Genomic DNA, 25,811 nt, shown 5'->3' with positions numbered 1-25,811 from the left:
AATTTCCAGGAGTTTCCAATGGCGAAGAAACCCAACGCTGCCACCTTTATCAAAGACCCGCTCTGGTACAAAGACGCGGTGATTTACCAAGTTCATGTCAAATCCTATTTCGACTCCAACAACGACGGCATCGGTGATTTCCCCGGGCTGATCGCCAAGCTCGACTACATCGCCGACCTGGGTGTAAACACCATCTGGCTGCTGCCGTTCTATCCTTCGCCACGCCGTGATGACGGCTACGACATCGCCGAATACCGGGGCGTGCACAGCGATTACGGGACCATGGCCGACGCCAAGCGCTTCATCGCCGAGGCGCACAAGCGCGGGCTGCGAGTGATCACCGAGCTGGTGATCAACCACACCTCCGACCAGCACCCTTGGTTCCAGCGTGCGCGCAAGGCCAAGCCGGGCTCGGCGGCGCGGGACTTCTACGTATGGTCGGATGACGACCAGAAATACGACGGTACGCGCATCATCTTTCTCGACACCGAGAAATCCAACTGGACCTGGGACCCGGTCGCCGGCCAGTACTTCTGGCACCGCTTCTATTCCCACCAGCCGGACCTCAACTTCGACAACCCGCAAGTGATGAAAGCCGTGCTGTCGGTGATGCGTTACTGGCTGGACATGGGCATTGACGGCCTGCGCCTGGATGCCATCCCGTACCTGATCGAACGCGACGGCACCAACAACGAAAACCTTCCCGAAACCCACGATGTGCTCAAACAGATCCGTGCGGAGATCGATGCGCATTACCCGGACCGCATGCTGCTGGCGGAAGCCAACCAGTGGCCGGAAGACACGCAGTTGTACTTCGGTGACAAAAAGGGCGATGACGGCGATGAATGCCATATGGCCTTCCACTTCCCGTTGATGCCGCGCATGTACATGGCGCTGGCCCAGGAAGACCGCTTCCCGATCACCGACATCCTGCGCCAGACGCCGGAGATTCCCGCCAACTGCCAGTGGGCGATCTTCCTGCGCAACCACGATGAGCTGACCCTGGAAATGGTCACCGACAAAGAACGCGATTACCTGTGGAACTACTACGCCGCGGACCGTCGCGCGCGTATCAACCTGGGTATTCGTCGTCGCCTGGCGCCGTTGATGGAGCGTGACCGTCGCCGTGTCGAGCTGCTCAACAGCCTGTTGTTGTCGATGCCCGGCACGCCGACTCTGTATTACGGCGATGAAATCGGCATGGGCGACAACATCTACCTCGGCGACCGCGATGGCGTGCGTACGCCGATGCAATGGTCCATCGACCGCAACGGCGGCTTTTCCCGCGCCGACCCGGCCAGCCTGGTGCTGCCGCCGATCATGGACCCGCAATATGGCTATCAGTCGGTCAACGTCGAGACCCAGGCCCAGGACCCGCATTCGTTGCTCAACTGGACCCGGCGCATGCTGGCGGTGCGCAAGCAGTCCAAGGCGTTTGGCCGTGGCAGTTTGAAAATGCTCTCGCCGAGCAACCGCCGCATCCTCGCGTATACCCGCGAATTCACCGGCGAAGACGGGCGCCACGAGATCATCCTGTGCGTGGCCAACGTGTCGCGCAGTGCCCAGGCGGCTGAGCTGGACCTGTCGGCGTTTGCTGGCATGGTCCCGGTGGAGATGCTCGGCGGCAATGCCTTCCCGCCCATCGGCCAACTGAATTTCCTGCTGACCCTGGCACCTTATGGTTTCTATTGGTTTGTATTGGCGGCCGAGAATCAAATGCCCAGCTGGCATGTGGAGCCTGTTCAAGGCATGCCGGACTTCACCACACTGGTACTGAAAAAGCGTATGGAAGAATTGTTGGAAGAACCCTGCCGCATGTCGCTGGAGCAGACCGCGCTCCCGGCCTGGCTGCCCAAGCGCCGCTGGTTTGCCGGCAAGGACACGGCTATCGACAGCGTGCGCATTGCCTATGGGGTACGTTTTGGCGACCCGCAACACCCGGTACTGCTCAGCGAGCTGGAGGTGACCGCGGGTGGTCAGGTCAGTCGCTATCAATTGCCGTTTGGCTTCCTTGGCGAGGACCAGTTCACCAGCGCATTGCCGCAGCAACTCGCGATGGCCCGTGTGCGTCGGGCACGCGAGGTGGGCCTGGTGACCGACGCGTTCAGCCTTGAGCACTTTATCCGCGCGGTGATCCAGGGCTTGCAGGCCGGCACGGTGCTCAATTCCAGCGAAGGCGACCTGCGGTTTGAGGCCACCAAACATCTGGACGCGCTGCAACTGACGGACGAAGCACAAGTGCGTTATTTGTCCGCCGAGCAGTCCAACAGCTCAGTGGTGGTGGGCGAGGGCCTGGTGCTCAAGCTGATCCGCAAAGTCAGCGCCGGTGTGCACCCGGAGCTGGAAATGAGCGCCTACCTCACCGCAGCCGACTACCCGAATATTTCGCCGTTGCTGGGTTCGGTGATTCGCCGCGACGCCGACGGCCAAGACAACTTGCTGATGATTGCCCAGGGTTACCTGAGCAACCAGGGCGATGCATGGAGCTGGACGCAGAACAATCTGGAACGGGCGATCCGCGACGAGCTTGCCGAAGCCATCTCGGAGCAGGAACAGCACTACAACGCCCTGGGCGAACTGGCCGACTTTGCCGGATTGCTCGGCCAGCGCCTGGGTGAAATGCACGTGGTGCTTGGCGCAAAGACCACAGACAAAGACTTCAAGCCTGAAGTGACTACGGCCAAGGACACCCAGGCCTGGGCCAAGGATGTCGGCGCCCAGCTGGACCGCGCGCTGCAGTTGCTAGAGCTGCATCAAAATCACTTGAACCCTGCGGATCAAGCGTTGGTCAGTGAGTTACTGGCGCAGAAAAAGGCCATCGCCAGTCATGTTCAAACCCTGGCGAAAGCCACGGCGGGCGGGCTGCGCATTCGCGTCCATGGTGATTTGCACCTGGGCCAAGTGTTGGTGGTGAAGGGCGATGCCTACCTGATCGACTTTGAAGGTGAACCGGCACGGCCGCTGCACGAACGACGCGGCAAGCACAGCCCGTATAAAGATGTGAGCGGCGTGTTGCGTTCCTTCGATTACGCGGCGGCCATGGCGTTGAATGTACAAGGGGTGGATCACTCGCCCGAAGCGGACATATCGCGCAAGCGTGTGACCGATCGTTACCTGAAAGAAGCGCGCCAGGCCTTTATCCAGGCCTATCAGTCAGCGACGTCTACACTGGCGCATGACTGGCAGGATGCCAAAGGCCAGGACGCAGCGCTGACCTTGTTCAGCCTGGAGAAGGCCGCGTATGAAGTGGCTTACGAAGCGGAAAACCGCCCGACCTGGTTGCCGGTGCCCTTGCAAGGGTTACACGGCCTGTTGAGTGGGCTGACACCAATATCGAAAACTGCACGCGGTGGGGAATCGTCATGAGCTTTACACATAAAGAACCGCTGCAACCGAAGTTGACTGCACTGCCGGCGTCCAAGGACGTCGACGCACTGGTACGCGCCGAACACCATGACCCGTTCTCGGTTCTCGGGCCACATGATGATGAGCACGGCGGCCAGTTTATCCGCGCCTTCCTGCCGGAGGCCTTGAGCGTCCAGGTACTGGCGCGTGACAGTGGCGAGCAGATCGGCAGCCTGGACGCGAGCCAGGTGCCGGGGTTGTTTGTCGGGCACTTCGCTACACGCCAGGCGTACCTGTTGAAAATCCAGTGGGCCGGGGGTGAACAGATCACCGAAGACCCCTACAGCTTCCAGCAACTGTTGCTCGGTGAAATGGACCTTTACCTGTTTGCCGAAGGCAATCACCGCGACCTCAGCAGTTGCCTTGGTGCCCAAGTGACCACGGTCGACGGCGTGCAAGGTGTGCGCTTTGCCGTATGGGCACCGAATGCGCGGCGCGTATCGGTGGTGGGCGACTTCAATGTCTGGGACGGTCGCCGTCACCCGATGCGCCTGCGCCATCCTTCCGGCGTGTGGGAGATCTTTATCCCACGCCTGCAACCGGGGGCGGCCTACAAATATGAAGTACTTGGCGCCAATGGGATCCTGCCGCTCAAGGCCGACCCGATGGCTCTGGCCACTCAACTGCCACCCGACACCGCCTCCAAGGTTGCCGAACCCTTGCAGGTCGATTGGCAGGATCACGAGTGGATGCAGTCACGCCTTGAAAAGCAAAAATCCACGGCGCCACTGTCGATCTACGAGTTGCACGTGGGCTCATGGCAGTGCGAACTGGACGAGGCGGGCGAAGTCGCCCGCCAATACAACTGGCGCGAGCTGGCTGAGCGGTTGATTCCCTACGTGCAGCAACTGGGCTTCACCCACATCGAGCTGATGCCGATCGTGGAGCATCCGTTCGGCGGCTCCTGGGGTTACCAGGCGTTGTCACAATTCGCGCCGACGGCGCGGTTCGGTTCGCCGGAAGATTTCGCCTATTTCGTCAATGCGCTGCATCAGGCCGATATTGGCGTGATTCTCGACTGGGTGCCGGCGCATTTCCCGACGGATACCCACGGCCTTGCGCAATTCGACGGCACCGCGCTGTACGAGTATGCCAACCCGCTGGAAGGCTTCCACCAGGATTGGGACACGCTGATCTACAACCTGGGTCGCACCGAAGTGCATGGCTTCATGCTGGCCTCGGCCCTGCATTGGCTCAAGCATTTCCATATCGACGGCCTGCGCGTTGATGCCGTAGCGTCGATGCTCTACCGCGATTATTCACGCAAGGCCGGCGAATGGGTGCCCAACCGCCATGGTGGACGCGAGAACCTCGAAGCCATCGACTTCCTGCGTCACCTCAACGATGTGGTGGCCCTGGAAGCGCCGGGCGCCTTGGTGATTGCCGAGGAATCCACCGCCTGGCCGGGGGTGAGCCAGCCGACCCAACAGGGCGGCCTGGGCTTCAACTACAAATGGAACATGGGTTGGATGCACGATTCCCTGCATTACATCCAGCAGGACCCGGTGTACCGCGCCCATCACCACAACGAACTGAGTTTTGGCCTGGTGTATGCCTGGTCCGAGCGTTTTATCCTGCCGATCTCCCATGATGAAGTGGTACACGGCAAGCACTCGCTGATCGACAAGATGCCCGGCGACCGCTGGCAGAAGTTTGCCAACTTGCGCGCCTACCTGGCATTCATGTGGATGCACCCCGGTAAGAAACTGCTGTTCATGGGCTGCGAATTCGGCCAGTGGCGCGAGTGGAACCACGATCAGCAACTGGACTGGTACCTGCTGCAGTACGCGGAACACAAGGGCGTGCAGAAGCTGGTCGGCGATTTGAATCGCTTGTATCGGGAGGAGCCGGCCCTGCATGAGCAGGACGACGCGCCGCAGGGCTTCCAGTGGCTGATTGGCGACGATGCGATCAACAGCGTCTATGCCTGGCTGCGCTGGAGCAAGGACGGCAAGCCGGTGCTGGTGGTGGCCAACTTCACCCCGGTGCCGCGTGAGGGCTATCAAGTTGGTGTGCCGTTTGGCGGGCGTTGGAGTGAGGTGATCAACAGCGACGCCGACATGTACGCAGGTTCCAATTATGGGAACGGTGGCGAGGTGTTTACCCAAGATGAACCACTTCATGGTCAACCGCTGTCGCTGAGGTTGAACGTGCCGCCACTTGGGGTGCTGATTCTGCGGCCAGAAACGCTTTAAAGGCTCTACCGTGCTGGATTCTGTTGTCCATGGTAGTGGCAGGGTGCCACAATAGCGCCATTGTCGAGGGCAGCAGATCAGGCGGATTTCATGAATGGCCTTGGGCGTGGGCAGGACCAGGATTGCGTTATAGAGGAGCAGGTGCGAACTGACCGTTTGCACCAGCTGTTTCGGCAGTCATTTGCCGCCATTCTCGGCAGTTTCCTGGCAGCGGTCATGCTCTGCTGGCTCTGCTGGGACCGGTTTGACCATCAGGTCATCCTGGTCTGGCTGGTGGTGTTGGCGGGCTCATCGCTGTTGCGCGTCAAGATGTTTGTAGAGTGGTTTCGCTGCCCCAACGCCGAGCGCACGCCGGATCGGTGGGAGCGCCGTTATTGGATGACGCTGGTGTTTTCCGCCGGGATCTGGGGCCTCGGCGCCTTGGCGGTGATGCCGACGGATGATCGCCTGTCCCAGGTGCTGGTCATGTTGTTTACCGTGGGCATGTCGGTCAGCGCGGTATCCTGTTACTCGGCTTATCGTTACATGACCCTGGCCTCCATGGGCCTGGTGCTGCTGCCCTGTACGCTGTGGCTGCTGTTCCAGCCGTCTTCGATGCAAGTGGGCGTGGCCATCGCCGTATTGGTGTTCTCCACCTTTGTCGTCAGCGCCACGCGCAAGTTGTCCGACGCATTGGAAAAGGCGTTTCGCCTGACCCGGCAGATGGAACGCGCCCACAATATCTCCACGCGCGCCGCACAGACCGATGAACTCACCGGCCTGATGAATCGTCGCGCGTTTTTCGAACATGCCCAGCGGTTGTATGAACAATGCCGCCATCACCAGCAGCCGCTGTGTGCGCTGATGATGGACATGGACCACTTCAAGGAAATCAACGACACCTACGGCCACCAGACCGGTGACCAGGTGTTGCGACAGATTGGCGGGGTGATCAGCGCGTCCTTTCGCAAAGCTGACGTATATGGGCGCGTGGGTGGCGAGGAGTTTGCGGTATTGCTGCCCAATACTTCGCTGGAAACGGCGCGGGGTATTGCCGAGCAACTGATCAAGGCCATTTCCAGCCTGGCCTCTGAACCCGTGCAAGGGTTGACCGCCAGCCTGGGCGTGGCGTCCACCCATGCCCAGGACCAAGACCTGCACGGCCTGATGCATACCGCCGACAAGGCGCTGTACCGCGCCAAGGCGCAAGGTCGCAATCAGGTGGCGGTGGCGGAGTAGACGCAGGGCGCAAAGCAAACTGTGGCCAGGGAGCAAGCTCCCTCGCCACAGAAGCGCACGATGTTATCCGCTTCTAGAGCATTGCCTTGCTCAGCGCCCGCGCAACCTGGTCGGCGGAGTAGGGCTTGGCCAGGAACTCGACGCCTTCATAGCCACTTTCGGCCAGCTCTTCGCTGTAGCCGGAGGTGAGCACCACCGGCAAGTCCGGGCGCCGTTGACGCAGGACTTTGACCATTGCCACACCGGTCATGCCAGGCATCACGACATCCGAAAATACCCCATCGAATGCCAGGGCATCCGCACCGGCCAGCGCAAGTGCCTGTTCGGCATCGGTGGCCCAGGTGGTCTGGTAACCCAGGTCCTGCAGGATCTGGTTGGCAAAGCGGCCCACTTCCAGGTTGTCTTCCACGATCAGGATATGGCGCTGGGTCGTATCTTGGGGCAGTGGCTGGCCTGTCGGTGTCGGTGTGTGGGGCGTCACCTGCGGCGCGACTTCGGGCAGGTACAGGGTAAACACCGTGCCCCGGTCTGGGTGGCTGGCCACGTCAACGTTACCGCCGGACTGCTTGGCAAACCCGAATACCTGGGACAACCCCAGCCCAGTGCCTTTGCCTACAGCCTTGGTGGTAAAGAACGGCTCGAAAATGCGCTCGAAGGTGTCAGCCGGAATACCGCTGCCTGTGTCAGCCAAGGAGACGGTTACAAAGGGTTGGCGTACTTGCTCATCGCCGCGGATGCGCGGCATCGCGTCCACATTGGCCACGTGCAAGGTCAGGGTGCCTTGGCCGTCCATCGCATCCCGGGCATTCAGGGCGATATTGATCAGTGCGGTCTCGAATTGGCTGGTGTCGACACGCGCATAGCAAGGCTGCTCTGGCAGTTGCACCTGTACATGGATACGCGCGCCGGTGACGCTTTCGAGCATTTCGCCGATGTTCTTGACCCGTTGCCCGACATCGAAGACTTCCGGGTTAAGGGGTTGGCGCCGGGCGAAGGCGAGCAGTTGGCTAGTGAGCTTGCTGGCGCGCTCGACGGTGTCGGAAACCGCGCCCATATAGCGTTGGCGTCGCGCCTCGGAGAGCCCGGGCTGACGCAGGAAATCCACGGACGAACGAATGATGGTCAACAAATTGTTGAAGTCATGGGCCACGCCACCGGTCAATTGGCCGATGGCTTCCAGCTTCTGCGACTGGCGCAGCGCGGCTTCGGCTTGGGTGAGGGCGGCGGTGCGCTCTTGCACGCGTTGTTCCAGGGTAGCGTTCAGCTCGGTGAACGCGGCCAGGCCTTCGCGTACGGCGGCGTCGGCACGCACCCGCTCGATATGCGCCCAGGAACGCTCGGTGACTTCGCCGACCAATGCCAGGTCATAAGGCGACCAGGCCCGGGCGGTTTTGTGGTGCACGGCCATCAAGGCGGTCAGGCGGCCGTTCTTGATGAGTGGGAAGCACGCCGTCGCCAGCACACCCAGGGCCTGATAGCTGGCGGCAACCTCGGGGGCGAACTCAATGCGATTGTCTTCGACCACCAACGGTTCACCGCCGCGCAGTTGTTGCACCGCCCTTGCGCCGAACGAGGCCAGGCTGTAGCGCCCCACGATGCTTGGCGAGCCGGGCGCGGCCCAATTGCCACGAATGGTAAAGCCGTCTTCATCGTCGTCCATATCGGCGTAGGCGCAATTGGAAACTTGCAGGTGCTCGGCAAGCAGGCGCGTAGTGATCGACATGATGCTTTGCGCATCGGTGGCATTGGCCACGGCGCTGCCCACGGCGTCCAACACGGCCAGGCGGCGGTTCAGGAATACGGTGGCGGTGGTTTCGGTGACGGTATCGAGCATGCCCACCACATTGCCCTTGGGATCACGGATGGGGCTGTAGCAAAAGGTAAAGTACGCTTGTTCGACACCCATGCCGCGCTCGATCTGCAGCGGGAAGTTCTCGATGTAAGTGGCACGGCCTTCGAATGCCGCGTTGGCGATAGGGCTGACATCGGCCCAGACCTCACGCCAGACTTCGCTGAACGGGCGGCCCAATGCATCGGGTTTATCGCCGAGGATCGGAATGAAGGCGTCGTTATACAGCATGGTCAGTTGAGGCCCCCACACGATGGATTGGGGGAAACTCGAGGCAAGGCATAACGCGACAGTGGTCTTGAGCACGTCCGGCCACTGCTCCGGCGGCCCCAGGGGCGTTTTCGCCCAATCATGCTGGCGAACCCGCTCAGCCATGTCGCTGCTGCTTTGCAGCCATTTCATCATTGCACGAGCACCTTGTTTGCCTCGGTCTATTCATTTGCCCCAGACATCAGGCTGCCAAGCTACAGACCGGAACGGCCGCTGCCAGTTCAGCGGGATTATCCATGAGATGGCAATTTGATGCTCCCTGCATTTCAATCTGCCAGTACCGCCTTTACTGCGCGCCGAAAACCCCCGTCCAATAGATGCCTGCGTCACTCTTCGGGTCCATCGCATAGGCCGCACCCAGCTCGCGGAATTGCGGGTTCATGAGGTTGGCGCAATGGCCCGGGCTGGCAAGCCAGCCGTCCACGACCTTGCGCGGGGTGTCCAGGCCGGCCGCGATATTTTCGCCAATGGTCTTCGCGGTGTACCCGGCCAGTTCGGCGCGGTCGCCGGGGGTACGGCCGTCGTGGTCGAGGTGGTCGAAGAAGTTACCGTTGGCCATGTTGCGCGTATGGCTGTTGGCGGCGCCGGCCAGGTCTTCATTCCAGGACAATGGCGTGGTCGCGGTAAACGCCTGGGTACCGCATTGGCGCGGTTGGGCGCGGGCGGTATTGATCAGGTTGAGCAATTGCTTACCTTCGGTCTGCCAATCGCCGAGGCCGCTGGTCAGCAGCGGGCGGGCGAGCACGATGCGCCAGTCCTGGCCGCTGTTGCTCACGCCGATGTCGACAAATTGCGGGTCCAGCACCACACGGCAGAAGCTTTCGCGCACGGCCTTCATGGCTGACTGCGCATCCTTGGGCCCCGACAGGCTGATGGCCTGTACGTTGACCATCGGGTACGCGGCCCGCGCCAGCGCTTGCTGCAAGTCGCCCACATTGTTGGCGGGCAGCACCAATCGCGTGTCGCTGGCCAGCGGTGGCAGTTCCTGGGAACCCTGGTCACCGCAGCGTTGCACCTGGCTGCGGTATTGGTTGATCTGTTGGACTAGCTGACTTTCTTCATTCGCCATCGCGCTGGCGCAGAACACCGTAGTGGCGGCCAGCGTCGTAAGACCCATCATCAATGACAGAACGCGCATGGACGTTACCCTTGAGCTTGAAAGTGCCCATGATGCGCGATCCGGGTGCATCCATGCACCCGTTAGTCCGAACTTTTTCCTTTAGTTTTTGAATGCCGAGTGTTTACGGCCCTGATCGCACAAAGCGAACACCACCACCAGCGCTGCAGAAATGGCGAGGATGATCACAACGCCATCAGTGGAATGCGTGGCCGAGGCCGCCACCATCGACAAGGCACCCAGCGGCGCCAGGCCTCCCGCGATGGCCGTGCCGATTTCGCGGCCAGTGCCAAAGCCTGATGAACGGGTCTGGGTGGGGAACTGTCGGCTCAGGAACGAACCCTGGGGGGCAAACATCATCGGCGCAAGAATGCCGGTGCCCACGCCAATGGCGATGTAGATCATCAGGCTTTCGCCCGTGTTGAGCAGGGCCAGGAACGGGTAGGCGAACAGCAACGAAAACACCCCGCCGAGCACCAGCACGGTTTTGCTGCTCCACGTGTCGCACAGCCAGCCGAAGCAAGGCACGGCGACGATAGCAATCAAGCTGGCGATGGTCACCGACAGCGAGGTGACGTGCACATCCACGCCTTTGAACTGGGTCAGGTACGCCAGCGAGAAGGTCTTGAAGATGTAACTCAACGCGTTGTAGCCGATGGCCACGAAGAACACCACGGCCAGGCCCTTCAGGTCGTTCTTGAACAAGGCCTTGAGGGGCGAGGCTTTTTCCTGAGTCGCTGCTTTGCTCAGCTCATTGAATTGCGGGGTTTCCGGAATGCTGTTGCGCACCCACAGGCCGACACCCACCAGAACGATGCTGCAGATAAACGGAATGCGCCAACCGCCGGCCAGCAGGAATTCGTTGCCGTTGATGGTCAGCAGGTACACGGTGAGCGATGACAGCAACAGGCCCAGGTTCAGGCCCAGCGCCGGCCATGCACCCTGGCTGCCGCGCTTGCCCTGGGAGGCGTGTTCATAGGAGGTCACCGCCGCCCCGGACAGCTCGGCACCGGCGCCCAGGCCCTGGATGATGCGGATAAACACCAGCACGATCGGCGCCCAGATGCCGATAGAGGCGTAGCTGGGGATCAGGCCGATCAGCGTGGTGCACACGCCCATCAGGCAGAAAGTCAGCACCAGCACTTGCTTGCGGCCGAACTTGTCACCCAGGTAGCCAAACAGAATGCCGCCGAATGGACGCGCGATGAAGCCGATGGCAAAGGTGGAAAAGGCCATCAACGTGGCGGTCTTCGGGTCGCTGTTATCAAAGAAGATCTTCGAGAACACAATGGCCGCCATGGTGGCGTACAGGTAAAAGTCATACCACTCCAGCATTGAGCCAAAGATCGTGGCAGCGGCGACTTTGCGCAGGCGCTTGCGGGTCTGTTCGGGCGTTTCCGTGGTGGGGATGGAGGTTGATGCCGTCATGCTGTACTTCCTTCTGGGTCTTTATAGTTATTGTCAAATGGACGCGTATTGGCGGGTGTTACTCGGGCTTGAACAGGCGGTCGGCGATCATCGCGCCGATGGGCATGGCTGAGGTGGCGGCGGGTGAGGGCGCGTTGCATACGTGGAGCATTCGCGGGGTCTGGGCGAACAGGAAATCGTGCACCAGGCTGCCGTCGCGCATCACTGCCTGGGCGCGGATACCGGCCTCGTAGGGCAGCAAATCGTCAAGGGTCAGCGACGGGCAGTACTTGCGGCATTGCGCGAGGTAGCCGGACTTGAACAGCGAGTTCTTCATCTCGGTGGTGCCGGAGCCGAGGTTCTGCCAGAGGGTTTTCCAGAAACCGGGAAAGCGGGCGTATTGCGCCACGTCGCGCCAGTTCACCGAGAACTTGCGGTAGTTCTCGCGGCCCAGGCCCAGCACGGCGTTGGGGCCGACGGTCACACTGCCGTCGATCATGCGGGTCAGGTGCACGCCGAGGAACGGCAGCTCCGGGTCGGGAATCGGGTAGATCAGGTGATTGACGATGTTGTTTTTCGACGCCGGCAGACGAAAGTATTCGCCGCGAAACGGGATGATCTGGTGGTCGATCTTTACCCCGGCCAGGGTCGCCAGGCGGTCGGACTGGAGCCCGGCACACACCACCAAGTGGCGCGCCTGCCAGGTTTCACCACGGGTGCTGACGGTGACTTTGTCGGTGTCTTCGTGGATGGCGGTGACGGTGCGTTCCAGGCAGATCTCGCCGCCGCTGCGACGGATCACTTGGGCCATGGTCTCGCACACCTGGCGGTAATCGACGATGCCGGTGGCATCCAGAAACAGCCCGCCCAGGCCGACGATGTTCGGTTCACGCTGACGCAACTGCTCGGCGTCCAGGCGCTCGACCTTCATGCCATTGAGCTGGGCGCGCGCGTACAGGGCTTCCATGCGCTGCATTTCCAGCGGGCTTGAGGCGACCAGCAGCTTGCCGCACACCTCGAACTTGATGCCGTGTTCGGTGCAGAACTGTTTGGTGGCTTCGGCGCCGCGCTTGCACAAGTCGGCCTTGAGGCTGCCGGGTGCGTAGTAAATGCCGGCGTGGATCACACCGCTGTTGTGGCCGGTCTGGTGCTTGGCCAACACCGATTCTTTTTCCACGATCACCAACGAGGCACCGGGCTGGCGTTTGAGCAGCTCCATTGCGGTGGCCAGGCCAATGATGCCGCCGCCGATAATGCAAAAGTCATGAATCATTGTGTGAAGTCCCCAAGCGTGCACATTTCGGTCTGCTTATCAGGTTGTCAGACTAATGGTTTTGTTAAAAAAATGGCGTGTCAGGGACACGCTGTAAAAAGGGTTAATCGGTCAATGGGTGGCAGGCAATTCCAGTTGCAGGCGCCGCGCCGCCGCACGCAAGTGGGCTTCGGCGCTGGCCGCGGCGCGTTGGGCGTCGCCGTCTGCAATAGCCTGGTACAACAATTGGTGTTCCTCAGTGGCGTCGGCAGAACCGTTGGCAAAGCGCGATGCCGAGTTTTCCCAAGCGGTTTTGCGCGCACTGGCCAATTGGCTTCTTAGGAAGTCATGGAAGGCCACGAAGTAGTCATTCTTGCTGGCGTCGGCGATGGCGCGGTGGAATTCCACATCGGCCAGCGCCGCTGCTTCAAAGTTGTCGCGGTTGTCTTGCATGTCCTGCAAGGCGCTCTTCATGCGTTGCAGGTCGGCGTCGTCGCGGCGTTGGGCGGCAATCGAGGCGGCCGTGGTTTCGATCCACAGGCGAACTTCGAACATTTGCGCCAAGTCAGCGCGACGTCCGTTCTGCTGAGGAAAACGGAACACCGTGCCGGCGGGCGTCTGCGAGATAAATGAACCCAGGCCACGGCGGGCGGTGATCACGCCGTCGGCTTTGAGTTGAGCAATGGCTTCACGCACCACGGAGCGACTGACGTTGAGTTGTTCGGCCAGTTGCTGTTCGGTGGGCAGGCGCGACTCAGGCGGCAATTGGCCGGATTCGATTTCTGCGCGAATCGCGCTGACAACCCGTACGACAAGCGAATCGGGGCGCTGGAGCTCAAGCATGGGACAACCTTGTTGATCAGGTTGTCAGACAATAGTCGTTACGATTTTATCTTGTCAATGTCTGTGTCGTATCGCACCTGCGAGCAGGATCACACCCAGCGCCACGCCGAAGGTGACGTGCAGGCCGTTGGCCACTGATTGCGCGGTGGCGTGAGTCACCTCCGGCGTGGCCCAGGCGAACACCGCGCCGAGGACCGACGCGCCGACAATCAAGCCGAGATTGCGCGACAGGTTCAGCAGGCCGGAGACAGTGCCTCGGTTCGCTGGCTGCACATCCTTCATTACAGCGGTGTTGTTCGCGGCTTGGAACAGGCTGTAGCCGGTGGTCAGAATGACCAGCGCACCCAGGTACATGAACAGCCCCGAGGTGAATGACAGCAGCAGTGCGCCACAGGCCAGCACGCCCAGCCCGGCGAGTGTCATGCGTCGGCTTCCGAGGCGGTCGGTCAGGCGGCCGGCGGGTACGCCGGTCACGGCCGCGATGCACGGCCCGACCGCCATGGCCAGGCCCATCCACTCAGGCGCAAGCCCCAGGCCACGGGACAAATAAAACGGCCCCACCACAAAGGTGGCCATGATCACGGCGGCCACCAAGGCACTCATGGCCAGACCGGCGCGCAACGAGGCGTCCTGCAATGCCGACCAGAAGTTTGAGCCGGTGGACGATGGCTCATGCTGCCGATCGACCGGTAAATAACGATAGGCGAGGGCGACTGCCACCAACCCCAGCGGTACGCCGACCAGGAAAATCGAGCGCCAGCCCCAGACACTCAGTAACACACCACCGACGCTGGGTCCCATGGCGGTACCGACGGCCGACATCGTGCCCAGCAAGCCCATCACTCGCCCCGTACGTTGCTTAGTCACCGTGTCACCCACCATCCCCAACGCCATCGCCATCATGACTGCCGCGCCCAACCCTTGCAGGACGCGCGCGACAATCAGCCATTCAAGCGCAGGTGCCATGCCGCACAGCCCACACGCCACGGCGAACAGCAGCAGCCCCGCAAGCAGCAACCTTCGACGGCCCAGTCGGTCGCCCAGGCGTCCGGCACTCACAATCACCGCCGTGATCGCCAGCAGGTAGGCCAGCACCACCCACTGCACGGCGTGGAAAGACGCATCGAACGCCCGCGCCAGGCTGGGCAGGCCGACGTTGGCAATGCTGGTGCCGAGGGAGGCCAGCAACATGGAAAGCGACAGGCTGACGAGGCTACCGCGTGAGGCGTTATGCATGGGGAATCCTTGAATGAAGGCAACTGTCGCAAATCTACGGCGTGGCCTAACATGGCGGAAGGCGCATGGGTTGCAGTTAATACCTGCGCGTAACGCCTGATAAGGAACGCCGATGCCCGATCTCAATCTGCTGGTCACTCTGGATGTATTGCTTGCCGAAGGCAGCGTCGCCGCCGCGGCCAGGCGCTTGTGCCTGAGCCCTTCGGCCATGAGCCGTGCGTTGGCACGCTTGCGCGAAACCACCGGCGACCCGTTGTTGGTGCGCGCCGGGCGCGGCTTGGTGCCGACGCCAAGGGCAGTGGAGCTGCGCGAACAGGTCAGCCGCCTGGTGCAGGAGGCCACTGCGGTGCTGCGCCCTGTGCAATCGGTGGACATGGCTCAGGTCGAACGCACGTTTACCTTGCGTACCAGCGAAGAGTTCGTCGAAAACTTCGGCCCGGCGTTGCTCGCCCGCATCGCTCAGGATGCACCCGGCGTGCGCCTGCGGTTCATCAACAAGACCGATAAAGCCAGCGCGTTGCTGCGTGAAGGCAGTGTCGACCTGGAAACCGGCGTGGTCGACCCCGCCGCCAGCCCGGAAGTGCTGACCCAGGCATTGTTTCGTGACCGTCTGGTTGGCGTAGTGCGCAGCGGCCATCCGCTCAGCCAGGGCGAGGTGACTGTCGAACGCTATGTCAGTGGCCAGCATGTCTACGTATCGCGCCGTGGCCAGGCGCGGGGGCAGATCGATGACGTACTTGAAGCCATGGGCCTCACGCGGCAGATCAGTACCCTCGTCGCCGGTTTCGCCACCGCCATTGCCCTGGCTGGCGACACCGACCTGATCGCCAGCGTGCCCGAGCGCTACACCGTCCATCAACGTGAAGGCCTGCACAGCTTTGTGCTGCCGCTGGCGTTACCCACGTTTACCGTGGCGATGCTCTGGCACCCCAGGCTGGATGCCGACCTTGCCCATCGCTGGTTGCGCGGATGTTTGCGTGAGGTGTGCAGGCTGCAACGGGTACAATCGCCGCTGCCTTGATGCTAAACCCAGGAATTTGCATGTTCAGCCTTACCCGCTACACCACACCGTGCCCCGAGCCTGTAAATGGCCAGATCCTGCAGATGGTGGTGGACAACCTCACCGACATCAGCAGCGTGGGGCTGCCGCCGAGCAACCTGCTGTACAACATCTACCAGTACGCCACCGGCTTTGAGGTGCACCTGTACCTGGAAGCACTGAACGGTTCAAAGGGCATTGCCGTCGAGTTGGTCGTGGCGACCGATGCGCAGGACCCGGAAAAGGTCATTGGCTTTGTGCTGTCTCTGCCAGTGAAGGATGACCCCGAGGCCTGTGGCGTCGCGTTCATGGCGGTGCAAGTCGGTTACCGGCGCCAGGGTGTGGCACGCGCGATGATGCGCGACGTGCTGAGTCGTTATCCCCATGCGGAGCTGGCGTGCTCAGTGGAAAAGGTGCCGGCGTTTGAAGGCATGGGCTTTCAAGTGCGCGGCGCGCGCGGCACCCAAGTGCTGATGAACACGCGGGACTACGGCACCGATGGCTTGATGGGTGTGTTGGATGTGGCGGCGATCTACAACTCGCTGGAAGTGCGGCAGATTCATACGTACCTGCTACAAAAACACGGCAAGCGAGCGATGGTGGATGCGGAAAAGCAGCGCGATCGGCACCTTGATCAGTTGGCGCGCAAGGTTCAGTTGTTTGTGGCTGGGCACTGACTCGCTTGTTGTCGTGGCCCAAGTGCACTTGTAGTGAGCGGGCTTGCCCCGCGCTGGGCTGCGAAGCGGCCCTAAATCCTGATATCGCGTTCAACCTGAAAAAACGCGGCGGCCTTATTGGGGCCGCTTCGCAGCCCAGCGCGGGGCAAGCCCGCTCACTACAGTGCGATGTGGCCTTGTCAGTCACCCTTTCAGTGGCAGAATCACCGCGATCGCAGGCAAGCCAGCTCCCACATTTGAACCTCATTTACACCTGATAGGGCTCGAGCGACTATCAGGCCGCCACGGGAGCAAGCTCCCTCGCCACAACATCCCAAGTAGCAATGACCTAAACGCGGCCGCGATTAACCATCGCCAGTATGGTCGCCAACAACTCCTGCTGCGCCTCTTCACGACTGATCTCGCCACTGGCTGCCGCCTGGGACAGCGCCTCTGCAGCCCCCAGCATCGCCCGCAAACCGGCCTGGGATAAGCGCCCAAAGGGCGACAGCGCAGCGCGGCACTTGTCGAGGAAGATCGCCTCGTACTGGCGCTTCAGGGCTTCCAGCTCCGGCGAGCTGCTGAGTGCCGCAATCACCCCCGGAATTTCCCGGCCCTGCAATAACACACAATCCACATAGGACTCGGCGATCACCCAGGCCCGATCCTCAAGGGTGGCGCTGCTGGCCGCTATGGCGTTGGCAAATACCCGATCCTGGCGCGCATCAAAATCCTCATACAACGCAACCAGCAACCCGGCACGGGTAACGAAATGGTCGTAGACCACCGGCTTGGTCACCCCTGCCAGTTCTGCCAGGCGGCCAAGGGTCAGGGCTTCGGTGCCTTCATCGCGCACCAGTTGCCAGGCCACATCCAGCAATTGGCGCAGGCGGTCTTCGCGGGACAGGCGACGACGTGGGGTAGGGGATTCACTGCTTGACATGCTTATGTACCAAAAGTAACTTACTAATCGTAACTTAAGCCCAGCGTAACCCCAAAGGGAGTCAATGTCATGCACGCACTCATCGTTGTTGCTCATCACGACCCGCAATCCCTCACCCATGGCGTGGCTGCCCAAGTCGCCGTTGGCCTGACAGCCGCGGGTCACACCTACGAAATCGCCGACATTGCCGCAGAAGGTTTTGACCCGCGCTACACCGCTGCCGACCATCTGGTCCATCGCAGCCGCGCCACGCCACCGGCCGACGTACTGGCCGAACAGGCGCGCATCGACCGCGCCGATGCCTTGGTGCTGGCGTTTCCGATTTACTGGTGGTCGTTGCCGGGCCTGCTCAAGGGCTGGATCGACCGCGTCTTCATCAATGGGTGGGCGATCGACTACAGCCCCGATACGCCGGTGGTGAAGAAACTGCGGCACTTACAGGTGCACCTGCTGGCCTTGGGCGCCGCCGATGACGATGCGTTTGACCGACACGGCTATGCGAAGGCAATGCGCACGCAGATCGACTACGGGATCTTCGACTATTGTGGCGCGCAGGTGGTGACGTCGCAGCTGATGCTGGAATCGGAAAGCGGCGGGGCGCAGGTGCATCTGCAAAAGGCCAAGACCGTGGGCCAGGGGCTGTTCGAGAGCGAGACGGTCGCCGGTTGATTCAACCTTCGCGAAACAGGTCGTGGGCATCCAGCAGGCGGTAGGCGATCTCTGGTCGTTTCTCCAGGCCTCGGCGGATCGCGGCCGGGATCGATTGGCGGGTTTTGCGGCACATGCCCGGCAGTTCGTCGATCACGATCTGGATCCCGCGCATGCTCTTGACCTCGGTGTGGCCCGGTGCGATATGCACGCGAATGCCCAATTGCTGGTACATCAGCTGTTGCAGGCGTTCCAGGTCTTGCAAGCTCTTGAGGTCTTCAAGGCGGTCGAGCAGTTTCTTCTCTTCCTGACGCGTCAGGTTGAGGATGCGCAAGTCGGCACCTGGCGCTTGCAGCAGGTCGTCGCGGTCGCAGACGCAAGCGCCGGGTGGGCAGGGTTGGCGAATCGTCATGTGCACTGCCTCCCCATTCCGACGCTGATCGCTCAGTAGGTCAGCACGACCCCAAGACTGCCCAAAGCCTTCCAGTACTCAGGATAGGTCTTGGCTACGCAGTCCGGGTCCTGAATACGGATGCCCGACACTTTCAGCCCGGCCAGGGCAAAGCACATGGCGATGCGGTGGTCGGCGTGGGTGTCGATCAGCGCGTTGCACGACGTGCCGGCCAGCGCAGGATCACTGGCGACCAGCAGGTCGTCGCCCTCGATGGTCGCCAGGCCCGGGCGGATCTCGTTCAGGCCGTCATGCAGCGCTTGTACGCGGTCACATTCCTTGACCCGCAGGTTGGCGAGCTCAGTGAAACGCACCGGGGTGTTGTTGAACGCAGCGAGCACCGCCAGGGTCGGGATGGCGTCCTGCATCTGCGAGCCGACCACGGTCGCCTGCATGTCTGGGAATTGCGCGATCACGGCCTGCGCCTTGGCGTCCGGCTGGGTAAAGTCTTGCGCGGCTACGCCGATGTCGATGCGGCCACCGGTCAACACTTCAGCGGCCCACAGGTAAGTGGCGGCGGAGGCGTCGGGTTCGATCAGATAATCATGGGCGCTGTAACCGGTAGGGGCGACGCGCCAGGTGGTGTCGTTGACTTCTTCAACCTGGGCACCGAAGGCACGCATGCAGTCCAGGGTCAGGTCCACATAGCCACGCGCACCGATGTCCTTGCCGGTCAGCGCCACTTCAATCGGCGCTTCACCGCAGGCGGCGAGCATCAGCAGGGCCGATACGTATTGGCTGGACAGGCCGCCGTCGATCTCGAAGCGCTTGGCCTTGATCTTGCCAACGCCGTGCACGGTAACCGGTGGGCAGCCGGTGGGGCTGTCGACTTGGATACCGTTCTGGCCGAGGGTCGCCAGCAGCGGGCCGATCGGGCGTTTTTGCATGTAGTCATCGCCGTCCAGCACAACGGTGCCGTCAACCGTGGCAACGGCAGCGGTGAGAAAGCGCATCGCGGTGCCTGCGTTGCCGAGGAACAGCGGTTGACCCGGCAGTTGCAGTTTGCCCTGGCCGGTGACGACGAAGGTGGTGTCGTCCGGCTCGTCGATGGTTACGCCCATTTGGCGCAGGGCCACTGACATATGGCGGGTGTCATCGCTTTTGAGCGCGCCGCTGAGGCGGCTGGTGCCCTTGGCCAGGGCGGCCAGCAGGAGGGCGCGGTTGGTAATGGATTTGGAGCCGGGGGGCGCGACCTTGCCATTGAGGGGGAAGTTGGGCGGTGTAACGGTCACGGTTTTCTGCGAACTCAAGGTACAGGGCTCCTGATTCAAGGCAAGGTGGCACGGAGTGGCCGACAGGCGGATTCGAATAATCGGGTATAGATGCTGTGCTTGTCGAGCCTGCGTTCGGCCAGCGTGTTTGACGGGGCGCCTGAGATCAAGATCAAAAGCCAAATTATCGTTTTGTCAGCCAGTAATCATGCAGCGCCCGCGCTGCCGGTTCGATTTGGCTGACACGCTGCTGGTGCGCCTGCACATCCAGGTCTGCCGGCAGTTCGAAATTGTCCTGCTCGGCGCACCAGGAAATTTTCTCCAGTGCTGCGGCTTGCACGGCTGGCAGTTCCGGCCAGTTGCCGATGGCGGCGCCGCGGATGTAGCCAAAGCACCATTCTTCGGCGAGGGTCACGGTTTGGCCCTGGTGTTCGGTTTCATCAAAGCGGGCCTTGAAACCCTTGGCATCAATCGCCAGTTGTTCGGCCAGGGTGTTGATATGGCGAACGCACAGTTCAAGGAAGCTTTGCGCTTCGTCCATGTTGTCCCATTCCGTGTTCTGGCCACCCCAGATGGCCGGGAACCACTCCGCCACATCCACCTGGACCGGGCTGGATACGAGCGCGGTGAAGTAGCCGTCGAGTTCGGCCAGGTTCAATACGGAATGGTCGTCGCCGTATTTGAGCAGGGCATCTTCGATCGATTCGAATTCGGCGGGGGCGAGGGGTTGGGCGTGCATGGGCATATCCTTTAAACGTCGAGCGCCGCGCGTGGGGCGGCTTAAAGCGCGAAGGATGGCGTGTACGCAGGGTTTTATCCAGCGTCTTTTCCTTCACGGTGTACAGTCCCGCTTTTGGCCGATGCGTCCTTGTGCACCCTTGTTATAGTTCGGGCCTAATTACTCGCCAGCCAGGGATTACTGCCATGTCCGAATACCAAGCTTTCGTCGTCGAACTCACCGGCAACGTTGCCCATGTGCAGATCAACCGCCCGGAAAAGATCAACGCGATGAACGCGGCGTTCTGGACCGAAATCATCGACATCTTCCAATGGGTCGAAGACACCGACGCCGTGCGCGCCGTGGTGCTCAGTGGCGCCGGCAAGCACTTCTCCTCAGGGATAGACCTGATGATGCTGGCCTCGGTCGCCAACGACTTCGGCAAGGACGTGGGCCGCAACGCGCGCCTGCTGCGACGCAAGATTCTCGAACTGCAGGCTTCGTTCAACGCCGTCGACAACTGCCGCAAGCCAGTACTGGCGGCAATCCAGGGTTACTGCATCGGCGGCGCCATCGACCTGATCAGCGCTTGTGATATGCGCTACGCCGCCGAGGGTGCGCAATTCTCGATCAAGGAAATCGATATCGGCATGGCCGCTGACGTTGGCACCCTGCAACGCCTGCCGCGCATTATTGGCGACGGCATGCTGCGTGAGCTGGCCTACACCGGCCGCCAGTTTGGCGCCGAGGAAGCGCGCAGCATCGGCTTGGTCAACCGTGTGTACCCCGATCAGGACAGCCTGCTGGCCGGCGTCATGGAAATCGCCCATGAAATCGCCGCCAAGTCACCGATTGCGGTCACTGGCACCAAGGCTATGATCAGCTACATGCGTGACCACACCGTCCATGATGGCTTGGAATACGTTGCCACCTGGAACTCGGCTATGTTGCAATCCAACGACCTGCGTGTGGCCATCGCGGCCCACATGAGTAAGCAGAAACCCGAATTCGTGGATTGACTGACATGACCCCAGGCTGGATTACCACAACGCTGCTGGACAACGACACCCCGGGTGGCTGGGCGGTTGCCCGTAGCCGCGAGGGCTTTTTGCACGACACCAATGGCCCGCTGTTTCCCCGTGAATGGCTCAAGCGCCAGGACCTTTCGGTGTTTGCCGAACATGGCATCGGCCACCTCGACGGCGAGCCGGTGTACCTGCTGGAGCTCAACGCGGCGGCTGAAGTGCCGGGCTGCAGCTGGCAGGGCCTGCGCGGTTTCATGCTGCAAGGGGATCACACCCTGTACAAAGTACTGGGCTACGCCGCACAGATCGGCACGTGGGCACGGGAGCATCGGTTTTGCGGCAGTTGCGGCCAAGCCATGGTCCAGGTGCCACGCGAACGCGCGATGTTTTGCCAGGCCTGTGACCTGCGCAGTTACCCGCGAATCTCCCCGAGCATGATCGTGCTGGTGACCCGTGGCGACGAGATCCTGCTGGCACGTTCGCCGCGTTTTGTCACCGGCGTGTACAGCACGTTGGCGGGGTTTGCCGAACCGGGCGAATCGGCCGAAGACTGCCTGATCCGCGAGGTCCGCGAAGAGGTGCAGGTGGAGGTCAAGAACATCCAGTACATGGGCAGCCAGTGCTGGCCGTTCCCGCATTCGATGATGCTGGGTTTCCACGCTGAATACGCGGGTGGCGACATCGTGCCCCAGGCTGACGAGATTGAGGACGCGCAGTGGTTCAATATCCACGACCTGCCGCCGTTGCCGGCGTCACGTTCGATTGCGCGTTACCTGATCGACCTCTACCTGGCCCGTCGTCTAGGCCACGCTGAACCAGTGCTGCCAGGCTAGGCGCACGGTCAGGCCGAGGACCACGGTGATAAACACTGGGCGAATGAATTTGGCGCCGCCGCTGATCGCGCTGCGTGCGCCAAAGAACGCGCCACCCATTACCGAAATGCCCATCGCCAGGCCGACGATCCAATCCACCGAGCCGTTGAAGATAAACACCGACAGCGCCGCCGCGTTGCTGACGAAATTCATGCTGCGCGCCACGCCGCTGGCTTTGACCAGGTCGATGGGGTGGAGCAGCATCGTGCTCACCGTCCAGAACGCCCCGGTGCCGGGGCCCGCTACGCCATCGTAGAAGCCCAGGCCAAAGCCCTGGGTGGCTTGCCATTTCTTCTTGATCGGCGCGTCGGCGTCCAGCGGCGCCTTGGGCGTACCACCGAACAGCAGGTACACACCACAGGCAAATACGATCACCGGCAGCATTTTGTTCAGGGTTTCAGCAGGCAGGTAGTGGGCGACTACTGCGCCAGCGAGTGCACCCACCAGCGTACCGACGATGGCGTGCACCCACTGGCGCGGGTGGAACAGCTTGCGGCGGTAGAAGGTAAAACTGGCGGTGGCCGAGCCGAACGTGGAGCTGAGCTTGTTGGTGCCCAGTACCAGATGGGGCGGCATGCCTGCGGTGAGCAGGGCCGGCGTGGTGAGTAAGCCGCCGCCGCCGGCGATGGCGTCGATGAAACCGGCGATAAACGCAACGACGGCCAGGATGGCGAGGGTGGTGAGGTCTACGCTGAGTTCGAAGGGCATGGGCAGGACTTAGAATGGCGGGGCGCAGAAAGGTGCTGCGCCGAAGTGTGCCATCTTACCCGCCGGATGTACGCAGATCCAAATGTGGGAGCTGGCTTGCCTGCGATGGCAGTGTGTCAGTTGACGTATCTGGGGCTGACTCACCGCTATCGCAGGCAAGCCAGCTCCCACATTTTAAACCGTGCCCGCTTGACTAGCGGCGTGCCTCGATCCACTCCAGGGCGGTGCGCCAGACACAAATCCCCAGGAAATACGCCGACATCACCGACCACAACCCAAACGTCCACGGGTTGGTGTTCGGATAATCCACCACCATCAAAAAGCTGCACAGCAACCAAATCGTGGTCACCGCGATATTGATCGGCATGAATCGTTTAACCCGGAACGGGTGCAAGAACTTCATTGGCGTTACGGTCAGCAGCGCCAGGCCAATCACTGTGAGCAAGGTGACCCAGGCTTCCGGCTGGATGATATAGACACACAGTGCAACCACGTTCCACGCGGCGGGGAAGCCGACGAAGTAGTTGTCCTTGCTCTTCATGTTCACGTTGCAGAAGCAGAACAGCGACGAGACCAGGATCACCGACACCGTAAACAGGTGGGTAAACTCCGGCAGGTCGATATAACGGTAGATAAACAGCGCCGGAATAAACACATACGTCAGGTAATCAATCACCAGGTCCAGCACCGAGCCGTCGAAACTCGGCAAGACGGTGCTCACGTTGACCCGTCGCGCCAATGAACCGTCGACGCCGTCCACCACCAGCGCCAGGCCGAGCCACAGCAGGCAAGCCTTGGGTGAGTTTTCCAGCAGCGCCAGGGTGGCCAGGAAGGCCAATACCACACCGGTGGCGGTAAAGCCGTGGGCGCCCCAGGCTTTGAGTCTGGCTACATGCAGGGTCGATATCACGGGCGGTTCTCCAAAAGGTGAAACGGGGCAGCCGACAACGTGACGCTGTCGAGTCTGGCCGGGGAATGCAGGTATCGACCGGGAAGGAGGTCAGAAGGTTCACCAACCCGGTGTATCACTTAGCGTAGCAAGCGTAAGACGTTTCGGCATCAGCCCTGGCGAAACACCAAGGCCTTTAAGCCGCTTTGCGCGTCAATATCAGGAAATTCCGGCGGGTTTTGCAGCCGTTCCACGAATCGTAACCCGGGGGCTTCTCGTGTCACACCATCGATCAGGAAGTCCTCGCCGAAGGCCGGGTCGTTCATGCACGCCAACACGGTGCCCTGTGGGGTCAGCAAGTCCGGTAGGCGCCGCAATACGCGCTGGTAGTCCTTGGTCAGCAGGAAACTGCCTTTCTGGAACGACGGCGGGTCGATGATCACCAGGTCATACGGGCCGCTGTTGGTGACCTTGGCCCAGGACTTGAACAGGTCGTGGCCCAAAAAGCTGACCTTGCTCAGGTCATGACCGTTCAGGCGATGGTTGTCGCGGCCACGGCTCAGGGCACCGCGCGCCATGTCCAGATTGACTACGTGGTCGGCGCCGCCTTCGATGGCGGCCACGGAAAACCCACAGGTGTAGGCAAACAGGTTGAGCACACGCTGGCCATTGGCCTGTTCGCGGACCCAGTTGCGGCCGTAGCGCATGTCGAGGAACAGCCCGCTGTTCTGTTTTTTACCCAGGTCGATCAGGTAACGCAGGCCGCCTTCGGTGATGGTCAGCTCGTCGACAGGGGTGCCTGCCAGCCATTCGGTGGTGCTTTGCGGCAGGTAACGGTGTTGCAGGGCGACGGTGTAGGCCCCGAACTGCGTCTGCAGCAGCTGTTTCAGGGCGTGCAGGTGTTCTGCCTCCGGCTCCTTGAACAACGACACCAGCAGAACGCCTTGTAGCCAGTCCACCGTCAATTGCTCAAGGCCCGGCCAGCAGCGACCACGGCCGTGGAACAGGCGCCGGGTTTCCGTCGGTGGGCTGGCCAGGGCGGTGAGCAAGTGAGTGTGCAGGGTGGCGAGTGCGTCTGGGTTCATCGTTAAACGTCGGTCGTTGAGCGGGCGGCATTTTAAACACAATTGCGTCGTTAGAATGCAGCGATCAATGGTGGGCCGAACACGTCCCGAATAAACCCCGGCGCGATATACCGTTCGTAATGCGCTTCGGACAGCAGGAAAAACTCCCGGTCAATCGCGTCGCGCAGGTCCGCCAAATGGCGCTCACGAAACTCCGGCAACAACGCCAGCCCATACGCATCCAACTTGGAAATCACCCGCGCACCCCGGGCTATCAGTTGGTACGCCCAGCAATACGGCGATTGGTGCGGCATAAAGCGGATCTTGCGACTTTCAAGCTGCTGGCGCAGCAGGTGCGCATCAAACACTTCCAGTTTGCTGGCCATCACCTGCACCAGCAATTGCTCCAGGCGCAGCCACACGGCCTGTTTCTCGTCGGCGTTGTAGCCGTTCCACTGGATCACTTCGTGGTGATAACGCTTGCAGCCCCGGCACACCAGGTCGCCGTAAACGGTGGAACACAGGCCGATGCAAGGGGTCTTGATGGTTTGATTGGGCATAAGTGGCAATTTGCAAAGTCTGTAAAACACCGCAGACCTAACTGTGGGAGCGGGCTTGCTCGCGAATGCGGAGTGTCAGTTGATAAATCTGGTAACTGATACACCGCTTTCGCGAGCAAGCCCGCTCCCACATTTTTAGATCCGCGTCGTAGGTTAGTCCCAGCTCAACGCGCCGCCTGTTTGGTACTCGATCACACGGGTTTCGAAGAAGTTCTTCTCTTTCTTCAAGTCCATG

Annotated in this window: 23 protein-coding genes; 8 read left to right on the top strand and 15 right to left on the bottom strand. The window is 61.3% G+C overall.

Annotation, left to right across the window (positions count from 1 at the left end; genetic code table 11):
- Positions 1 to 18: 18 nt before the first annotated feature.
- The 3 genes from treS to JBO08_RS20990 all read left to right on the top strand — a co-directional run bounded on the left by treS (position 19) and on the right by JBO08_RS20990 (position 6,818).
- Entirely contained in the window at positions 19 to 3,366 is a 3,348-nt protein-coding gene (treS, locus tag JBO08_RS21000) for a maltose alpha-D-glucosyltransferase (RefSeq protein WP_220074909.1), read from the top strand.
- Entirely contained in the window at positions 3,363 to 5,600 is a 2,238-nt protein-coding gene (glgB, locus tag JBO08_RS20995) for a 1,4-alpha-glucan branching protein GlgB (protein WP_220074908.1), read from the top strand. Before treS ends, glgB begins: the two co-directional genes overlap by 4 nt.
- Before the next feature lie 90 nt (positions 5,601 to 5,690).
- The gene (locus JBO08_RS20990; protein ID WP_083207214.1) at positions 5,691 to 6,818 is read left to right on the top strand and encodes a diguanylate cyclase; all 1,128 of its coding nucleotides are present in this window, start codon (positions 5,691 to 5,693) and stop codon (positions 6,816 to 6,818) included.
- A 73-nt stretch (positions 6,819 to 6,891) separates the two neighbouring features.
- Here JBO08_RS20990 and JBO08_RS20985 read toward each other — a convergent pair whose 3' ends face one another.
- The 6 genes from JBO08_RS20985 to JBO08_RS20960 all read right to left on the bottom strand — a co-directional run bounded on the left by JBO08_RS20985 (position 6,892) and on the right by JBO08_RS20960 (position 14,792).
- Entirely contained in the window at positions 6,892 to 9,072 is a 2,181-nt protein-coding gene (locus tag JBO08_RS20985; RefSeq protein WP_065876312.1) for an ATP-binding protein, read from the bottom strand.
- Positions 9,073 to 9,223: 151 nt separating this feature from the next.
- Positions 9,224 to 10,075, bottom strand: coding sequence for a CAP domain-containing protein (locus JBO08_RS20980; RefSeq protein ID WP_065876311.1), 852 nt, complete (start codon positions 10,073 to 10,075; stop codon positions 9,224 to 9,226).
- Between the two features lie 81 nt (positions 10,076 to 10,156).
- Positions 10,157 to 11,482 carry an MFS transporter gene (locus tag JBO08_RS20975; protein ID WP_065881514.1) on the bottom strand — a complete coding sequence of 442 codons (1,326 nt, stop codon included), beginning with the start codon at positions 11,480 to 11,482 and terminating at the stop codon, positions 10,157 to 10,159.
- Between the two features lie 58 nt (positions 11,483 to 11,540).
- A complete protein-coding gene (lhgO, locus tag JBO08_RS20970) occupies positions 11,541 to 12,734 on the bottom strand; it encodes an L-2-hydroxyglutarate oxidase (protein WP_065876309.1) in 1,194 nt (397 codons plus the stop codon).
- Between the two features lie 111 nt (positions 12,735 to 12,845).
- A complete protein-coding gene (locus tag JBO08_RS20965; RefSeq protein WP_065876308.1) occupies positions 12,846 to 13,556 on the bottom strand; it encodes a FadR/GntR family transcriptional regulator in 711 nt (236 codons plus the stop codon).
- A gap of 54 nt (positions 13,557 to 13,610) precedes the next feature.
- Positions 13,611 to 14,792 carry an MFS transporter gene (locus JBO08_RS20960; protein ID WP_220074907.1) on the bottom strand — a complete coding sequence of 394 codons (1,182 nt, stop codon included), beginning with the start codon at positions 14,790 to 14,792 and terminating at the stop codon, positions 13,611 to 13,613.
- A 112-nt stretch (positions 14,793 to 14,904) separates the two neighbouring features.
- Here JBO08_RS20960 and JBO08_RS20955 point away from each other — a divergent pair, with 112 nt between their 5' ends.
- Both JBO08_RS20955 and JBO08_RS20950 read left to right on the top strand, forming a co-directional pair.
- Positions 14,905 to 15,813, top strand: a complete 909-nt coding sequence (locus tag JBO08_RS20955) for a LysR family transcriptional regulator (protein ID WP_220074906.1) — start codon at positions 14,905 to 14,907, stop codon at positions 15,811 to 15,813.
- Positions 15,814 to 15,833: 20 nt separating this feature from the next.
- Positions 15,834 to 16,508 carry a GNAT family N-acetyltransferase gene (locus JBO08_RS20950; protein ID WP_065889756.1) on the top strand — a complete coding sequence of 225 codons (675 nt, stop codon included), beginning with the start codon at positions 15,834 to 15,836 and terminating at the stop codon, positions 16,506 to 16,508.
- A 328-nt stretch (positions 16,509 to 16,836) separates the two neighbouring features.
- On the opposite strand, the gene JBO08_RS20945 is transcribed toward JBO08_RS20950, so the two are convergent.
- Positions 16,837 to 17,430 carry a TetR/AcrR family transcriptional regulator gene (locus JBO08_RS20945; protein ID WP_065876304.1) on the bottom strand — a complete coding sequence of 198 codons (594 nt, stop codon included), beginning with the start codon at positions 17,428 to 17,430 and terminating at the stop codon, positions 16,837 to 16,839.
- A gap of 69 nt (positions 17,431 to 17,499) precedes the next feature.
- Here JBO08_RS20945 and JBO08_RS20940 point away from each other — a divergent pair, with 69 nt between their 5' ends.
- Positions 17,500 to 18,099, top strand: coding sequence for an NAD(P)H-dependent oxidoreductase (locus JBO08_RS20940; protein ID WP_065889758.1), 600 nt, complete (start codon positions 17,500 to 17,502; stop codon positions 18,097 to 18,099).
- Between the two features lies 1 nt (position 18,100).
- On the opposite strand, the gene JBO08_RS20935 is transcribed toward JBO08_RS20940, so the two are convergent.
- From JBO08_RS20935 to JBO08_RS20925, 3 genes are all read right to left on the bottom strand, one after another.
- Entirely contained in the window at positions 18,101 to 18,490 is a 390-nt protein-coding gene (locus tag JBO08_RS20935) for a hypothetical protein (RefSeq protein WP_065876302.1), read from the bottom strand.
- A 32-nt stretch (positions 18,491 to 18,522) separates the two neighbouring features.
- Entirely contained in the window at positions 18,523 to 19,779 is a 1,257-nt protein-coding gene (locus JBO08_RS20930; RefSeq protein WP_065881505.1) for a 3-phosphoshikimate 1-carboxyvinyltransferase, read from the bottom strand.
- A gap of 145 nt (positions 19,780 to 19,924) precedes the next feature.
- Complete coding sequence (locus JBO08_RS20925) at positions 19,925 to 20,479, bottom strand: UPF0149 family protein (RefSeq protein WP_220074905.1); 555 nt, start codon at positions 20,477 to 20,479, stop codon at positions 19,925 to 19,927.
- 185 nt (positions 20,480 to 20,664) lie between these two features.
- Here JBO08_RS20925 and JBO08_RS20920 point away from each other — a divergent pair, with 185 nt between their 5' ends.
- Together JBO08_RS20920 and nudC are read left to right on the top strand one after the other, a co-directional pair.
- Entirely contained in the window at positions 20,665 to 21,477 is an 813-nt protein-coding gene (locus JBO08_RS20920; protein ID WP_065876299.1) for a crotonase/enoyl-CoA hydratase family protein, read from the top strand.
- Between the two features lie 5 nt (positions 21,478 to 21,482).
- On the top strand, positions 21,483 to 22,316 hold the full coding sequence (nudC, locus tag JBO08_RS20915; protein ID WP_065876298.1) for an NAD(+) diphosphatase: 834 nt from the start codon (positions 21,483 to 21,485) through the stop codon (positions 22,314 to 22,316).
- Here the strand turns inward: nudC and JBO08_RS20910 are convergent.
- The 5 genes from JBO08_RS20910 to JBO08_RS28205 form a co-directional block, all read right to left on the bottom strand.
- Positions 22,284 to 23,063 (bottom strand): TSUP family transporter, encoded by a 780-nt coding sequence (locus JBO08_RS20910; protein ID WP_049708563.1) that lies wholly within the window; start codon positions 23,061 to 23,063, stop codon positions 22,284 to 22,286. The two genes, nudC and JBO08_RS20910, sit on opposite strands and share 33 nt — an antisense overlap.
- A 193-nt stretch (positions 23,064 to 23,256) precedes the next feature.
- Positions 23,257 to 23,973 (bottom strand): phosphatidylcholine synthase, encoded by a 717-nt coding sequence (gene pcsA, locus JBO08_RS20905; RefSeq protein ID WP_049708562.1) that lies wholly within the window; start codon positions 23,971 to 23,973, stop codon positions 23,257 to 23,259.
- 149 nt (positions 23,974 to 24,122) lie between these two features.
- The gene (locus JBO08_RS20900) at positions 24,123 to 25,037 is read right to left on the bottom strand and encodes a class I SAM-dependent methyltransferase (protein ID WP_220074904.1); all 915 of its coding nucleotides are present in this window, start codon (positions 25,035 to 25,037) and stop codon (positions 24,123 to 24,125) included.
- A gap of 50 nt (positions 25,038 to 25,087) precedes the next feature.
- Positions 25,088 to 25,576: a DUF1289 domain-containing protein gene (locus JBO08_RS20895; protein WP_220074903.1), complete on the bottom strand. Its 489-nt coding sequence runs from the start codon at positions 25,574 to 25,576 to the stop codon at positions 25,088 to 25,090.
- A 153-nt stretch (positions 25,577 to 25,729) separates the two neighbouring features.
- The coding region (locus JBO08_RS28205; RefSeq protein ID WP_223820096.1) for a hypothetical protein at positions 25,730 to 25,811 on the bottom strand (82 nt) is incomplete at its 5' end.

It is taken from the genome of Pseudomonas sp. LAP_36 (genome assembly GCF_019456785.1).
GTDB lineage: Bacteria > Pseudomonadota > Gammaproteobacteria > Pseudomonadales > Pseudomonadaceae > Aquipseudomonas > Aquipseudomonas tritici.
The sequence above is the reverse complement of the archived record's forward strand: the minus strand, read 5'-3'. Positions and strand labels throughout refer to the sequence as shown.